Genomic DNA, 15,191 nt, shown 5'->3' on the forward strand with positions numbered 1-15,191 from the left:
GCGGATTTCGAAGTACAAATTAAACGTTAATCCTGTATATTCCTGCAAGTGGGCAGGATCTTAAAACAGGGGAGAGTTTCTCATTTTCTATAAATGAGAATTAGGAAACCTCTAAAAATATTTAGAGGTTTTTATTTAAGGTGCCTGCAAAGGAATCTCTATGGCGGAACAAATTCATAAAGAGCTTTTACATTTAGGAGAGATATTTCGCACGAAACGTGAAGAACAATCCTTATCCTTAAAAGATGTGGAAGCAGCAACATCTATACGTTATTCATGCTTAGAAGCTATAGAAAATGGCTATTTAGGCAAGCTCATTTCTCCAATTTATGCTCAAGGATTTATAAAGAAATACGCAGCCTATTTAGGATTAGATAGCGAGCGTATTCTTCAAGACCATCCTTATGTTATGAAAATCTTTAAAGAGTTTTCAGAACATAATATGGAAATGCTTTTAGATTTAGAATCTATGGGGGGAAGAAACTCTCCAGAAAAAGCTATTCGTAGTTGGTCAAATCTTTGGTGGGCAGGACTTATCGTAACAAGCGGTATTGTAATTTGGTGGCTGGGATCCCTACTATCTATTTTCTAGAATAATGAGAAATCTTATTGTAAAATATAAAATAGGCAAAACTTTGCCTATTTTATTTATCTATTTTAATCTGTCTTGAACTCCTTATCCAAGGATTCCGGCTAAGCTATTTACTCCTCCAGAAAGCTTGAGTAGGTCGTCTTGATGCTTGTTGGAGAACCAATCGTCATCATCTTGATTATTTCCCGTATCTGTCGAAGATGAGGAGCCGCTTGATTGATGTTGACCATCAACCTCAGTATCGTCATATGGATCGTTAGGGTCGCCTGGTCCAAATAGATGCTCATTATGATTTCTGTTTTCTCGTAAGAATTTTGAAATTCTCTCTAAGTCCGCATATGTTATACCAGGAACCTTGCCCTTTTTATCTGTAGGGCAGTATCCTAATGATAGAAGAGAAAGAAGGATTAATTTCAATAGTTTATCAGAAGTAATCGTGAGACCGTAGCCCGTTTCTCCTTTTTCAAAGCATGATGCTCCTTGAGTTAGCCAATACAAGGTATTTCGCAATACCTCTATGGCTTTTTTCCCTTCTTTCCCTCCTAGAGGAAATTTCTCACCACTATCTAATTGTACTACGCTAAGATGATTTAATTGGTGACGGAGTTTTGTCCAGTCTAACTGCTTAGTATAATGAATCTGTGAACCCCCAGCAGCTCCTTTAGAATCATCTTTAGAGTTCTCATCATTATCATAGAGAATCCAAATAGACGGAGGTGTATGATGTATTCCACTCATGACATCGCCATAACCTCTTTTTGTCATGATCGTGTCGTTTTCATTTATTTTTGGGAGTTTTTTAGAATCATTAGCGGTGTCGAATAACTCTTTTTGAAGACCACCCATTAAGAGCTTTTTCAGATTCTCTTTTATTTCTGAACATTGTTTATCGAAATTGTTTTTTTGATCCTGATTTAAAGTTTTCCCTTCAGACATAAGATAGGGGAAATCTATTCCATTGTGTTGCATTCCCATCCCTAAAACAATAGTGCCGTGCTTGTCTTTCATATCTGATAGGAATTTTGAAAGATCTTGATTTGCTCTTTGAGAATCACTGGGATTTATAATACAAGTGCATAAACATTGGAAACAATGAGATAGCCAATTCGGGCAGTGGCTATCACACCAGGGCCCACAATGTTCCCTACAATATCCAGCACCACGTTGTGTACTAGCAGCATTTAATACTGAAGATACTATCTGTCCTGCACATTTTATTTTGTCTAGTATATCATTGCCATCACCGAGCTTAATCTCTAAAGATGCTTTCCCTCCAGGCTGTGTAGTTATAGGATTCTGTAATGGTTGGTTTTCTTGCTGGCCAGAATGGTGACCTTCTTGTACAGTAAATTTACAACCACACCCAATGGGACAGCACATAGCTCTTCTCCGAAATTATAGTAAAAGACAGGGCATAAGATGTTCATGGCCTGTATTTTGTGATTAAAAAATAAAAAATAATCTCAAAATGCGATTTTTTTTGGCTAGGAGTTTTTTCGATAAGGCATTGAAAATCTGTGAGATGAGCAATAGGGTTGTAAAGATAGATACAAGGATCAGAGTCGTGTGAAAATTCATAGATTTTCACATAGTCAAGATTATTGAATATCTGTATAAGTTGAAGGGCTTGTTGGATCGAAGAGGCGGAGGAAGCCGCCTCTAAATCGTGTGTTGATAATTATCTTAGAAATAGACTTGAAGTCATAGCTGTGATGCTTTTAGCCGTTTTCAAGAGGGCTTCTTGAGATTTAGGATTTGTAGGATCCCAAAGCTCAGCACCATTTTTGGCTCCTGGTGTTACTCCATCGACGCACGATGCTCCAGCAGCACTTGCAGGTAAACGTCCGTTGAGAATAACTCTTTGTCCATACTTAGGTAGAGGAAGAGTTGCTCCAGCATTGACTCGTACTTCCGTTCCAAAGAATCGTGTATCGAGTCTTGGGGATTTCGGAGCAGTTTTATCTTTTGTGCGCAGTTCCTTACTTGTATTTTGAAGTTGCTCTAAGCATGTAGGCTGCTCTTGCTCTGCACCCAAAGGAACAAATCCTAAAGATAGTAGGGAAAGAAGAAGCAAAGTACGGTATTTTGCCTCTTCAATATTTAAGCCAAATCCTGGAGAATCAAAAGTATTTTTTGCCTCGTCTACATATTTGTTCAAAGTGAGTTGTAAAACATTTACAACAGCTCGAGATTGAAATCCTAAGAAACCAGTATCTTCAGAATTTAAATCTAAAACTTCTAATTGGCTAAGCTGATGCTGCAATCTTTGGATATTAAGATTGTAACCTGATCTTTGATCATTAGAAGCTCCTTCATTAACTTCAGAAGGATAAAGAATCAAACATGTAGGAATAGAAGGGATAGAAGCGCCATCAATAGACTCTTCTAAAGACTTTCTCACGTTTTCTATTTCTGTAGATCCTTTCGAGGGGAGTTGATGTGCGTTATTAGCTACTTTAAAGAGTTCTTGTTGAGATCCACCTTTTAAGCATATTCCTAACTGGTCTTTTGCTTCTCTACATTTCTCAGAGAATTGGTATTTCTGTTCTGCGGATAAAGTAAGACCCTCTGCTAATAGTTTAAAGATATCCCAAGGCCCATTTTTCATTGCGACACCAACGCAAATAGGACCAAATTCATCTCTTTGATTTTGTATGAATCCAAATAAATCGTCATATTTTTCTTCAGATCCCACTTGATCATCAGGGGTGATCATACAAGTGCAAAGGCAATCGAAAAAGCATAGGAAAGGACTCCAACAATTATCAGCACACCAGGGTCGGCAAGAATCTTGACAGAACTGGCTTGTACGTTGAATTCTCTCAGAATTTAAAGCATCTGAAACAAGATTTCCAGCAGCTCGGATTGTATCTAATAATGAAGGATCACCAAATTTTAAATTAAATTCTGAAGAGGATCCAGGTTGTTTTGTAATCCCATTTAAAGAAACTGTTTCTTCTGTGTAGGCATCTTGATTTGAGCGGCAGCTCATGTTAATCCCAGGGCAGCACATAATTTACTCCATAAATAACAATGTTTTTTACTAAGAATCCTCATACTATCGATGATTCTTAATCCCATGCTAAATGGCTTTATGCACTTTTAAAGTCGTCTTGAAGAGGGTTCATAAGAGTTCGTCACCCTTATGAAATTAGGGAGTATACATTGCTAAGTTTGTAGAAAATTTTTAAGAAACCAAAGCGTGGATTATCCTCATTTTCTGTGCTAACAAGCATTTAGGTGCGCACATATTATTCAAGAAATTATTTTAAGTATATAAAATTTTTTTGAATTCAAGTGGTCTCTCATTTCAAGAAACCACTTAAACAAGTTTGATAAAGAGAGGCTATATGCCGTTGTTAAATTTTTGCATGGCAGCAAATATATCCTTTAGACCATTAGAGCTGCCGATGAGCATTCTCTGTTGGAAAATATCGGTATCATCATCATCGTCATCATCATTACCATCAATCATTTTCTTTAGCCAATCATCATCATCCCCGGGTTGATAATCATCGACAGGGTTATGTATGCTATGTTGACGTTGAAGTGTTCTTCTCTGTGATCGGCTAGATCCATCTGTACTCGTTGTTGAAGTCGTGGACACAATTGTTCTTACAGAAATATGAGAACTTCTCGATGTTCCTAGAGGGAAAGCTATTGGTTGATGTGTTATAGCGCCACCAACAGCTCCAAGTGGCTTTTCGGTTGTTGCAGGTGCAGTTGCCTGTTGTTTTTGGGTATAACTACATAGAGATCGTTTATATATTTTTACAAATGGATCAGTATCATCATCATGTTTTACGACGGTATCCCCATCTTTATCCACAGGGACATAACCGCAGCAAAGCAAAATTAACATCAAGAGTTTGATAAATTTGTTTATATCGTAGCAGACACAGCCACCACTGAGTACTAGAGGGGAATGTTCACCAGCAACTAAACAGAGAAAGAGTTCAAATATTGTAATAACTAGATGAGCTTCCTTTGCTCCTAGTGTTCCCACAGCTCCAGTTTCAAGTGATAGTACATCAAGATTCGCTAGGCACTTTGTCATTTTTTTCTTATCATATTTTGTAGCCGTGGCTCGATCATAGTTTTCATTTATTTCTGATTGAGGGAATAATGAAGGTCTACGCAAATCTAACTGGAGTGGAACCGAAGTGGGTGATGTTGAATCAGTTTTTGCTGCAGGTTCTAAAACCCAGCATTTTGGAGGATTAGGTTTATGTTTAGGATCTTTCCAAGCTTGATCTCCTATAATTTTAAGTAAAGTAGGTAAAACGTGTTCTAGGTTTTCATCATCGAGAATATCTACAGATTTATCATAGAAACATTGTTGAGAAAGTTGATTAAAACTTCCTGTAAGTTGTTTTTTAGCTTTTTTACATTCATCTTCTAAATTTTTTTCATCTTCCGTCGATACATCATGTCCGCGTTTCACCATATCAGGAACGTCCCAACCTAAATGTTGTACAGCCATAGCTAAGCTTAAGGGACCATATCGCTTATCCATGTCTCTCATAATATCAGGAATATTGGTATCCATAGGCGTTTCTAAAATACAGCATGCTTTAAAGCAGGCACAAAACCAACTTCCAAACCATCCACAACGATCAATGCATGGACCACTGCAGTGATCGTAACAGACCATACAGCCTTTTTGTACTTGAGGGTTATGAATGATGTGTTGCGTTGTCTCTACTATTGTTTGAATTTGCGCGGCGGTACCCTCGACTCCGCCTTCTTCATTTTCTTCATTATTACCACCACCGAAAGAAATTTTTACTTCTGTTTTTGTTTTGCTTTTTGATTGCGTGGAAGTTGGTTGTTGTGTAACTAACGGCACGGATTGATTACTCGTACCAGGTTGATTTTCATCAGTTTCATTTTCAGTTGTTCTCTGAAAAGTGAATGAAAAACCAGGAATATTGGGGAAACCAGGAAAGCACATATTATCACCTCTTTTAAAAGTTGTTCAAAGCTGTGCACCCGTGATGTATTTCTTACGCATAGCTAGCTTTCTAAATACATAAGGAAAAACAGCCAAAATCTGTCTTTTGAATTCACAACTAAAAACGAACCTTTTTGTTTTTTTAAGCACTCATGGGGAAGAGTTCGTAGAAATTTCCTATCTCTAAAAATCTCTTGTTTCTGACCCTCAGCACTTTAAGTGGGGAGAAGTATTATCAAATAATTTTTTTAAAATCTATATTTTTCAAAAAAATACTTTACACTTTGATTTGGTTGTGGAGAGGGGAAGTGAAAATTTTTCTGTAGAATTTGTATTTTGAGAACGGAAGAAAAAATGGTTGAAACTAGGTTGTGAATAGGAGAAGATTTTCTTTAGATAAAAATTTTTTTTAGTTGATTTTATTTCAAAAAATTCCTATGACTTTTCCCCTTATTATAACCAGGATGCGGTAAATCGTAATGAGATTGCTGAAATATCTTCCTAAGTGTGCTGTGGTTACAGTTATTACCTTAGGCATGTTGACTACAGCTGAAGCTGCAAAGAAAAAGCCTGTGGCGATGACAATGGCGTATTCTTTTGGCGATATTTTTGCACATTTAGAAAAAAGCAGTGAGGAAACGTTATTTTGTATTAATGTAGATAGCGTGATTCAACATAAGTATATAGGTTCCCCAGGTTGGTATCAAAATAGGTTGACTAAGCTATCCAAACGTTATGGAGATTTTTTCCAAGCAAAAAAGCGAGTCAATGAAGAGCAGATTATTATAGATACACTAACAAGCAAAGAATGTTTAGAAGCTAATGTTATTGATCAGTTTTCCCGTATACTTTCAGAATGTCAATGTTCTGTATTAGGGATTTCTTTATTAGGAATCGAAGGAGTTTCTTCAACCTTAAAAAATCTTAAAGACTGCGGTCTGGAAATACATTCTCGAGCATTCCCTACCGAGGATTTTTTCTTGGGAACGAAAACGAAGTGTAGTGATTCTGCGTTAGTGCAGAAGGGAATCTTGTTTTGTGGAGCTTCAGAGATATCAGAAGCTATGAAGCAATTATTTATTTATGAGAATAAAATACCAAAAAATATTGTATTTTTGAGTGATAATCCTGAAGAGATAAAATCTTTAGGCAGAGAGTGTGTTGATTTTGGAATCACATTTTTTGGTATAGTGTATTATCCTGCTGCGGAAACTCTATTTTCTTATGTATATCCGTATTCAGCAGCCGTAGAGATTCAAGAAGAACAGGCGTTGACAGTTATCTCAGATGCTATCGCACAATTATCTCTAGATTCTCTTAATCAAAAGAGTTAACATCATTTACTTGAAACAAGCCTTTAGTGTCCTCTCTGTCCCCCTGAGAGGATGCTTGGGGCCCTTTTAATTTTTATTCAATAGATAAAAATTTTAGGGGCGATTTTATATAAAAAGATATTTCCTCCTAAAGAGATGCTCCGTACAATGAGATGATTTTTTTCTTTGAGAGCGTTGCTATGAAGGTAGTGTTTTTTATCACGTTTTTCTTTTCCGTATTTTCCCTAGACGCAAGTATCATCAAAGTTTCTGACGTACAAGCTATCAATAAATACGCAAAAAAAGGTTCTTTGGTTTTACTAGCATTAGATGAAACTATCGTATTTCCTAAACAAATGTTAGGGACAACAGCATGGTTTCAAGAACGTCTGGAAAATTTGAAAAAAGAAGAATCGGATTGTGATCCTATGGAGAAAGCTTTTGGCGAGAAAATTGCTGTGTCTTTCGCTACAGACTATGAGCTTATTCATCCCGAAGTTCCTAAGGCTATAGCTGCTTTATCACTCTCTGAAGCCTGGGTAATGGGAGTTTCCCAATTGCCGATACCCATGGCAAACCATTTTCTCCGTTCTGCGGTTTCTTTAGGGTTGGGGTTTTCATCATGCTTACCCGCTCGTAGTGACGGATGGATGCAACATCTAAAAACATTTGGAAGACCTCAACATGCTATGTTCATAGAAGATCAGGTACTCTTCACAGGAGGCCTTATTAACGGAATTACCATGGAAGAGGTTCTTTCTACTCTATTTGCAACTTTAGAGACACTGCCACAGCAAGTGATCTATTTAGATGCAAATAAAGACAACTTAATCTCTGCAGAGGCGGCTTGTAAACAAGCTAATGTCTATTTCATAGGTATGCACTACAGCCCAGCTGTAAAACGTATAAAAGGATATAAATCAGATATTGCGAATCTACAATGGCTACAGTTCCACAACCAACTTTCCGATAAGTATTTTCAATCTTTGCTTACCTATGTGATTGGTCCTGAGGGCCAAGGATAAAGTCTTAAGAAATTAAGGAAAAGCCTTCTAAGACACAAAGTCTAGAGACTTTTCCTTAATTTTTAATCATTTAAAAAATAGAAAACGGAAGAGAAGGGATTCGAACCCCCGGTTCCTGTAAGAGAACTTCTGATTTCGAATCAGATGCATTCGACCACTCTGCCACTCTTCCGTGAACATACTAGTGTAGGCATTCCTTGCTAGGAAATCAAGCTCAACGATAATTTTCTCTATACCCCCTAAAGTACTAAAAACAAGATCGTCAGGCTATCTTTTTGTATTTTTGTATTTCTATATCTTAAAACAGATTCTTAAGGCAGTTTGTTGAAAATAAACGAGATAGGAATCTCTTTTATTTATATGGAGAATATAAAATAAAATTAATTAGAATTATGGGTTTATAGATAAGCGATTTAATAAATTAAACGTATAAAAACCATATTAAAAGTAGATTTTTTGATTTAAAATGAATTATAGATTTTTGGTTTTTTATTTTATCATGTCGCAGCCGCTATATACGAACAGACTTATCAGTGAAAAATCTCCGTATTTGCTTCTTTATGCTCATACGCCGGTGAATTGGTATCCATGGGGTGGCGAGGCTTTTGATCTCGCTATAGAACAAGATAAGCCAATTTTCCTTTCCATTGGTTGTGCACACTCACGATGGTGTCAGGTGATGCTTCAGGAGAGTTTCGAGAATCCTGAAGTTGCTGCAATGCTAAATGAGCATTTTATTAATGTAAAAGTAGATAAAGAGGAGCTTCCTCATGTGGCTAACCTTTATTTTGATCTTGCGCAAATGCTTTCTATTTCTGAGGAGCATCAAAATTCTTCTTCTTGGCCTCTGAATGTATTTTTAACTCCTGATCTATTGCCATTTTTCTCAGCGAATTACTTGGGATCTGAGATAAAATTAGGAGTGCCTTCGTTTTCACAAACGATAGAGAAGCTGAATTTGATGTGGCAGGATCCAGAGGAACGCGAGATTCTTGTTCATCAAGCACACAAAATCCTTGAAATCGCTTCATTTATAGAAAGATGTTCAAGAAAAGAGATGTTAGAAGAGGAGACTCTGCGTAAGACAGTAGAGGCACTATACAAGGATGTTGATCCTCATTATGGAGGAGTGAAGGCATTTCCAAAAACCCCGCCCGCATTATTAAGTCAGTTTTTCTTACGCTATGGTGTGGAATATCAGGATAACAGAAGTTTATTCTTTGTAGATCGTTCTTTGGATATGATGGCTAAAGGAGGGATTTTCGATCATTTAGGTGGGGGATTTTACTGTTATACTATAGATGATAAGTGGTTAATTCCCTGTTTCGAAAAACGCCTTATTGATAATGCCTTCTTAGTGATTGATTATCTTGATGCGGGCATATGTCTTAAAAAACCTGAATATATCTCAATTGCTAAGCAAACCTTACGCTATATTCTTTCTGAGCTTTATAATCCTGAAGTGGGAGCTTTTTATACCTCAGAACATGGAGAACATTGGGGAGCTTCTGAAGGGAGATATGCTACCTGGTCAGGAGAGGAAGTTCGCGAGGTGCTCGGAGAAAACGCTGAGCTGTTTTGTGAATATTATGGGATTTCTAGAGAAGGCTTCTGTAATGGGAGGAATATCTTACATATCCCTTCTCATATCGATATTGAAGAAATTGCAGATAAATACGGCTGTAGTGTTGAAGAATTTCACGAAGTTATCGATAGGCTAAAAGAAAAATTACGCCTCCATAGAGATACTAAAGCGCGTCCTTTTAAAGATGATCAATCTTTAACGTTTCAAAACGGCTGGATGCTCTATACGCTAGCATACGCAGGGAGAATCCTTGGAGATTCTTCCTATATAGATATAGCGAAGAAATGTGGAGAGTTTATCTGTAAGAATTTATATAAGCATTCCACCTTAATGCGTCGATGGCGCGATGGTGATGCTAAATATTCCGGAGGTTTGGAAGATTACGCAGGAGTGATTTTAGGAGCTCTTGCCCTTTATGAGACAGGCTGTGGTGCACAATGGTTGCTACTTGCTGAAGATCTTATGAAAGAGGTTATCCTGTCTTTCCGTTCAGAAAGTGGGGGATTTTACACCACAGATGGTAGGGATGCTGCTCTACTTTTAAAACAGGAGAATCTCTCTGATGGAGAGACAATATCCGGAAACGCTCTTGTTTGCCAAGCATTGATAAAATTGCATATGCTCACAGAAAAGAAGCATTATCTTACCTATGCTGAAGATATTTTACAGATTGCCCAAGCTCGATGGCATACGCATAAGTTTTCTTCTTTGGGAAATTTATTAGCCGCACAGGCGTATTTTTCCCGTAATCATCAAAAAATTCTTATTTCTTTAGCTAATGATCAAGATCGTGAAGCTGTCTTATCTTGCTTTGCACGGTTATTCCTTCCTCAGGTTTCTGTTGTTTGGATGAGTGCAAAAGATCGCGAATCTCTAGAAGAGATTCTTCCTGAATATGAACACTGTCTAATCCCTAAGGAAGGACAAACATCCACAGTTATTTATCTTTTAGAATCAGGAATGGGAAGGAAATTTTCTAATATTGAAGAGTTTCGCACTTATCTAAATTCAAAATAACTCTTTGTGTTCCATATATTTCGCATGAAGATTTTTCTCGAAGTGGTCAAAATTTGGTTAATTTCTTATAGTTAATCCCTAGACACGTCAACCATTAGGGAGTAGCAAATCATGAAGAACAAAACACTAGGCGTTTTCTCTTTGGTGGGTTTGGTTTGTTCGCCGGGATTTTTATTGGGACACGAGGGTCCTCTTCCTACGCAACGCGAGTATCAAAATCTTTCGGAAAAAGTTCCTGAAGATCCTGCAGGAATTGCTATTCACGATCGTGTGCTATTTAAAATTGATGAAGAGAATGTCGTCACTACTTTAGATGTTATCCAAAAGTTAAATCTTCTTTTTGCTTCCTCTTATCCTCAGCTCATAGATTCTTATCCTGCACGTTCACAATATTACACGGCGATGTGGCCGGTGGTCTTAGAGTCCGTGATTGATGAGTTTTTGATGGTTGCTGATGCTAAGGCTAAAAAAATTTATGTAGATCCTACCACTGTGAATCAAGAAATTGAAGCGATGTTCGGTAGAGATTTGTCTTATTTTTACGTACATTTCGATATGACTCCCGAGGATATATTCAATGTAGTAAATCGTACATTGATTGCTCAGAGAGTAATGGGGATGATGGTACGCTCTAAAGTTATGTTAAAAGTTACCCCAGGAAAAATTCGCGAACACTACAATCAATTAGCTCAGGAAGCAGCGAAGACTACAGTATGGAAATACCGTGTAGTCACAATTAAAGCGGCTACAGAATCATTATCAAGTCAGATCGCTGATAAGATATGTGCACGGCTAAATGAAACAAAAAGTTGGAATAAAGAGCGTTTATCTGCTCTCGCTCTTTCTCAAGGAGGACAGTTTGTCTGTTCCGAAGAGTTTATGCGTAATGATAAAGAGCTTTCTGATGCTCATAAAACAGAATTATCTAGTGTAGAGTATCCTATAACTATTTGTAGTCAGCCTAAAGCACATAAATCTGGATACAAGCTTTATGTGCTTCTTGATAAATCTGCAATGGCAATGCAGTCTTTAGAAGAAATGGAGACGCAGATTAAGCAAACATTATTTATGAGCTATGCTGAAACAATAGAGAGCCAGTATAAAATAAAATTACGTTCTCGTTATGGCTTTGACTCTTCTATGATTGCTAAATTGCTTTCTGAAGAAGCTCCACCGTTATTTTCATTGCTTTAGGAGATCGCTTGTTACGTAGTTCTCCAGAACAACTTACTAAATTTTTAGCTCAGGTTCATGGTCGTCCTAAAAAAGGCCTATCGCAGAACTTTTTAATAGATGGAAATATTTTAAGAAAAATCCTTTCTGTTTCTTGTGTGGAAGCGGGAGACTGGGTTTTAGAAATAGGGCCAGGATTTGGAGCTCTTACCGAAGTTCTTGTTAATCAAGGAGCCCGTGTTATTGCTTTAGAAAAAGATTCCATGTTCGAGGAAACATTAAAGCAACTTTCTATAGATTTAGAAATTACAGACGCTTGTAAATATCCGTTATCGCAATTGCAAACCAAAGGTTACCAGGGGAAGGGAAGAGTTGTTGCGAACCTCCCTTATCATATCACAACACCTTTGCTAACGAAATTGTTCTTAGAAATTCCTAACCAATGGAAAACAGTCACAGTGATGATGCAAGATGAAGTTGCCCGTCGTATTACCGCTCAGCCAGGAGGGAAAGAATACGGGTCATTGACTATCTTTTTGCAGTTTTTTGCTGACGTGCGCTACGCTTTTAAAGTCAGCCCGGGCTGTTTTTTGCCCAAACCTCAGGTATCCTCAGCGGTTGTCCATATGACAGTGAAAGATACTTTTCCTCTTGAAACCTCTCTTCATGCACAATTTTTTTCCCTCACTCGGGCAGCTTTTGGACAGAGAAGAAAGCTCTTAGCGAATTCTCTTAAAGATCTTTATCCTAAGGAACAAGTTTTTGAAGCTCTAAAGCAGTTAAAATTTTCTGAAACAACTCGTCCAGAAACACTTTCTCTCGATGATTATCTAAAACTTTTTTATCTTCTATCTCCGCATTCTTAAGTCAGCTTCGGGATCTTCTTAAAGAAGGTTTTTACTTTATATATTTAAAATACACATTAAGTATATAAACTTTTAATTTTATCTTTTTATTAGTGATTTTTTTATTTTATAAAGTCGTTTTTTTAACGAAAAAGAAAGAAATAGAAAGCACAATATGATACTATCTTCCGTCGAGATTACAGAAGAATAGGGTTTGACCCCTTAAGATTTTGTTTCTAATAAATATTTCAATAAATACTCTAGGAATTTCTCATGGAGACTTGGTTATATTATTCCAAAGTGCGTACGCGTAATTATATTCCCTGCCTTCCCATTTTATCCCCAATCATGTTGCAAGCGGATCAATGTCTTCCTACTCTATATTTATCACCCTTTAGCCGTTGTTGTGGAACAACTACATTTGTAGCTTCCGTGATGGGTTAATTGGTGGAGAGATTATTTAGAGAATTTCATAATTCCTAAGCAAATCGTATTTAGACAATACTCAGTTTGTTAGACGGAAATGTTTTTGTGCGGAAGTTAAAGTGTGTAAGAATACGTTTAACCATGCTATCGGTATCTAATCCCACCCTTTTTAATAAGTTATCTTTATCCCCATGAGAAAAAATAGCATCAGGAATTCCAAAGTGTAAGATATCGACTTTAAAGCTGTAGGTAGCTAGGAAATCATTAAATTCCGAAGCTAGGCCTCCACGGATAGAGTGCTCTTCTATAATGATGACTTTAGAATGATGCATTAATAGAATGCTAAAGAGATTATTATCAAAAGGTTTGATAAATATAGGGTCAACAACGGTTGCAGAAATTCCATGAGCGAGTAGCTGCAATTTTATTGATAGGGCAGCGCTACACATATGCCCAAGACCCACAATTAATACATCCTCGCCCTGACTGAGGATTTCTCCCAATCCCGGATCGCGATACATGTCGACATCCGTAGCTATAGGATCACCTTGAAGTGCTGCGATATTAGGATAGCGAATCGCAGAAGGACGTGTCCATTGAAGTGAAGATTGAAGGAGCTGTTGGAAAACTATTGCACTCCTTGGCTGACAAATAATCATATTGGGCATAGCACGAAGGAAACTCAAGTCGTAAATGCCATGATGGCTACAACCATCGCCATAAGCTAAACCTGCACGATCTATAGCAAAAATTACTGGTAAATTTTGTAAACATACATCATGGAATACATTATCCATAGCACGATGTAAGAATGTAGAGTAAATAGAACAAATAACAGGAGTATTAGCTTTAGCGATACCCGCTGAAAATGTTACCGCATGGCCTTCAGCAATACCAACATCAACAAAACGTTCTGGGAATTTTTCTTTAAACGTTTCTAATCGTGATCCCAAAGACATTGCTGGAGTAATAACGTGTAAATTCGGAGAGCTTTCTCCAAGAGAGCACAGTGTTTTTCCAAAGATATCGGGATAGGTAAGCTGTGGCTTAACTGTAGGAAGTAGCTTATCTTCTGCAGTAGCATTAAAATTTGCCTTCACTCCATGGTACTTAGAAGGATTTTCTTGGGCGATTTCTAGGCCTTTACCTTTTTTTGTACAGACATGAATAAGAATAGGGAAAGGTAAATCACGTACCGTTTGAAATAAAGATATTAACTTTTTTATGTTGTGACCATCTACAGGTCCCATATAGGCTAAGTTAAACTGCTCAAAAATAGGAATCGGGCAAAAGAAAGATTTCAAGCAGGTAGATACTTTGTGTGAACGCCTGGCTATACTATTGCCATAACGGGGAATCTTGATTAACCATTTTTCTAGTTTTCTAGAAAGTAAGCTGAATTTGGGGTGGTGTATCCAGCGAGATAAACTCTTGGACATTACACCCACGTTCTGAGAGATGGACATGTTATTGTCATTTAAAATGACAATAAATTTAGATAAGTCAGGATGTATATTATTCAATGCTTCTAAAGTTAATCCGCAAGAAAATGCTGCGTCACCAAGAATAGGAAGAATGTGAGTTCTAGAATTTTCTGTAGCCTTTGCCATCCCTAAAGCTAACGAAAGTGCATTACCTGCATGACCTGAGAAGAAAAGGTCATGAACACTTTCAAAAGGAGAGGTAAATCCACTCAAACCATGATCATGACGGATCCGATTGAATTCTGTAGTATTCCTTCCGGTAAGTAATTTATGAGGATAGGCTTGGTGACCGACATCAAAGATAAATTTATCCTCAGGAGACGAGAATACATAATGCAAAGCTATCGTTAATTCAATGATACCTAAATTAGAAGCAAGATGTCCTCCAGTTTTGGTGAGAACAGAAATAATTTTATGACGCATTTGCTCAGCAAGAAGAGAAAGCTCAGCAAAAGAAAGCTTTTTTAGATCTGTGGGGGAGGATATCTGACTTAAAATAGAGAAATTTTGAGAAGTCATGGCTTTATAGTCATAGAAAATGTTTTTAAAACAGGCTGGTCTAACGTATCTTTTAGAATGCCGTTAGGCTGTGCGGAAAGAATATAACATTGTTGATCTTTGACTAGAATCCGATCTAAACTCTCGTGTATTAGAGAAAACATTTTTTCATATGTAACTAAAATATCATCCAAAGAGTCAAGAGAATCCAAGTAATTTTGTAGAGAACGAAGTTCTTGAATTATGGAATTTAAATCCTTAGACGACATCGCTCACTCT

At 37.2% G+C, this 15,191-nt stretch carries 12 protein-coding genes and 1 tRNA gene; 7 read left to right on the forward strand and 6 right to left on the reverse strand.

Annotated elements, in window-relative coordinates; genetic code table 11:
- The first annotated feature begins 160 nt into the window (after positions 1-160).
- The gene (locus H9Q19_RS03955; protein WP_213240512.1) at positions 161-592 is read left to right on the forward strand and encodes a helix-turn-helix domain-containing protein; all 432 of its coding nucleotides are present in this window, start codon (positions 161-163) and stop codon (positions 590-592) included.
- An 84-nt stretch (positions 593-676) separates the two neighbouring features.
- Here H9Q19_RS03955 and H9Q19_RS03960 read toward each other — a convergent pair whose 3' ends face one another.
- The 3 genes from H9Q19_RS03960 to H9Q19_RS03970 all read right to left on the reverse strand — a co-directional run bounded on the left by H9Q19_RS03960 (position 677) and on the right by H9Q19_RS03970 (position 5,546).
- On the reverse strand, positions 677-1,972 hold the full coding sequence (locus tag H9Q19_RS03960) for a hypothetical protein (protein WP_213240514.1): 1,296 nt from the start codon (positions 1,970-1,972) through the stop codon (positions 677-679).
- A 298-nt stretch (positions 1,973-2,270) separates the two neighbouring features.
- Entirely contained in the window at positions 2,271-3,605 is a 1,335-nt protein-coding gene (locus H9Q19_RS03965) for a hypothetical protein (protein ID WP_213240517.1), read from the reverse strand.
- Positions 3,606-3,938: 333 nt separating this feature from the next.
- Complete coding sequence (locus H9Q19_RS03970; protein WP_213240519.1) at positions 3,939-5,546, reverse strand: hypothetical protein; 1,608 nt, start codon at positions 5,544-5,546, stop codon at positions 3,939-3,941.
- A gap of 479 nt (positions 5,547-6,025) precedes the next feature.
- Here H9Q19_RS03970 and H9Q19_RS03975 point away from each other — a divergent pair, with 479 nt between their 5' ends.
- Complete coding sequence (locus H9Q19_RS03975; RefSeq protein WP_213240521.1) at positions 6,026-6,880, forward strand: DUF2608 domain-containing protein; 855 nt, start codon at positions 6,026-6,028, stop codon at positions 6,878-6,880.
- A 179-nt stretch (positions 6,881-7,059) separates the two neighbouring features.
- Complete coding sequence (locus H9Q19_RS03980; RefSeq protein ID WP_213240523.1) at positions 7,060-7,884, forward strand: DUF2608 domain-containing protein; 825 nt, start codon at positions 7,060-7,062, stop codon at positions 7,882-7,884.
- 85 nt (positions 7,885-7,969) lie between these two features.
- On the opposite strand, the gene H9Q19_RS03985 is transcribed toward H9Q19_RS03980, so the two are convergent.
- Positions 7,970-8,056 (reverse strand) — tRNA-Ser (locus tag H9Q19_RS03985).
- Between the two features lie 327 nt (positions 8,057-8,383).
- On the opposite strand from H9Q19_RS03985, the gene H9Q19_RS03990 reads away from it, so the two are divergent.
- From H9Q19_RS03990 to H9Q19_RS04005, 4 genes are all read left to right on the forward strand, one after another.
- The gene (locus H9Q19_RS03990; protein ID WP_213240525.1) at positions 8,384-10,486 is read left to right on the forward strand and encodes a thioredoxin domain-containing protein; all 2,103 of its coding nucleotides are present in this window, start codon (positions 8,384-8,386) and stop codon (positions 10,484-10,486) included.
- A 111-nt stretch (positions 10,487-10,597) separates the two neighbouring features.
- On the forward strand, positions 10,598-11,680 hold the full coding sequence (locus H9Q19_RS03995) for a hypothetical protein (protein WP_213240528.1): 1,083 nt from the start codon (positions 10,598-10,600) through the stop codon (positions 11,678-11,680).
- 8 nt (positions 11,681-11,688) lie between these two features.
- The gene (rsmA, locus tag H9Q19_RS04000) at positions 11,689-12,525 is read left to right on the forward strand and encodes a 16S rRNA (adenine(1518)-N(6)/adenine(1519)-N(6))-dimethyltransferase RsmA (protein WP_213240530.1); all 837 of its coding nucleotides are present in this window, start codon (positions 11,689-11,691) and stop codon (positions 12,523-12,525) included.
- Between the two features lie 252 nt (positions 12,526-12,777).
- A complete protein-coding gene (locus H9Q19_RS04005; protein ID WP_213240532.1) occupies positions 12,778-12,948 on the forward strand; it encodes a hypothetical protein in 171 nt (56 codons plus the stop codon).
- A 50-nt stretch (positions 12,949-12,998) separates the two neighbouring features.
- Here the strand turns inward: H9Q19_RS04005 and H9Q19_RS04010 are convergent, their stop codons facing one another.
- Both H9Q19_RS04010 and H9Q19_RS04015 read right to left on the reverse strand, forming a co-directional pair.
- Positions 12,999-14,933: a 1-deoxy-D-xylulose-5-phosphate synthase gene (locus tag H9Q19_RS04010; RefSeq protein ID WP_213240533.1), complete on the reverse strand. Its 1,935-nt coding sequence runs from the start codon at positions 14,931-14,933 to the stop codon at positions 12,999-13,001.
- Positions 14,930-15,181, reverse strand: a complete 252-nt coding sequence (locus H9Q19_RS04015; protein WP_213240535.1) for a hypothetical protein — start codon at positions 15,179-15,181, stop codon at positions 14,930-14,932. Before H9Q19_RS04015 ends, H9Q19_RS04010 begins: the two co-directional genes overlap by 4 nt.
- Between the last annotated feature and the right edge of the window lie 10 nt (positions 15,182-15,191).

Origin of the sequence: Chlamydia crocodili, from assembly GCF_018343815.1 — a bacterium.
GTDB lineage: Bacteria > Chlamydiota > Chlamydiia > Chlamydiales > Chlamydiaceae > Chlamydia > Chlamydia crocodili.

What these genes read in the sequence shown, in the direction of transcription:
- H9Q19_RS03955 (WP_213240512.1), top strand. Translation starts at nt 161, where the DNA reads ATGGCGGAACAAATTCATAAAGAGCTTTTACATTTAGGAGAGATATTT.
- H9Q19_RS03960 (WP_213240514.1), bottom strand. Translation starts at nt 1,972, where the DNA reads ATGTGCTGTCCCATTGGGTGTGGTTGTAAATTTACTGTACAAGAAGGT.
- H9Q19_RS03965 (WP_213240517.1), bottom strand. Translation starts at nt 3,605, where the DNA reads ATGTGCTGCCCTGGGATTAACATGAGCTGCCGCTCAAATCAAGATGCC.
- H9Q19_RS03970 (WP_213240519.1), bottom strand. Translation starts at nt 5,546, where the DNA reads ATGTGCTTTCCTGGTTTCCCCAATATTCCTGGTTTTTCATTCACTTTT.
- H9Q19_RS03975 (WP_213240521.1), top strand. Translation starts at nt 6,026, where the DNA reads ATGAGATTGCTGAAATATCTTCCTAAGTGTGCTGTGGTTACAGTTATT.
- H9Q19_RS03980 (WP_213240523.1), top strand. Translation starts at nt 7,060, where the DNA reads ATGAAGGTAGTGTTTTTTATCACGTTTTTCTTTTCCGTATTTTCCCTA.
- H9Q19_RS03990 (WP_213240525.1), top strand. Translation starts at nt 8,384, where the DNA reads ATGTCGCAGCCGCTATATACGAACAGACTTATCAGTGAAAAATCTCCG.
- H9Q19_RS03995 (WP_213240528.1), top strand. Translation starts at nt 10,598, where the DNA reads ATGAAGAACAAAACACTAGGCGTTTTCTCTTTGGTGGGTTTGGTTTGT.
- H9Q19_RS04005 (WP_213240532.1), top strand. Translation starts at nt 12,778, where the DNA reads ATGGAGACTTGGTTATATTATTCCAAAGTGCGTACGCGTAATTATATT.
- H9Q19_RS04010 (WP_213240533.1), bottom strand. Translation starts at nt 14,933, where the DNA reads ATGACTTCTCAAAATTTCTCTATTTTAAGTCAGATATCCTCCCCCACA.
- H9Q19_RS04015 (WP_213240535.1), bottom strand. Translation starts at nt 15,181, where the DNA reads ATGTCGTCTAAGGATTTAAATTCCATAATTCAAGAACTTCGTTCTCTA.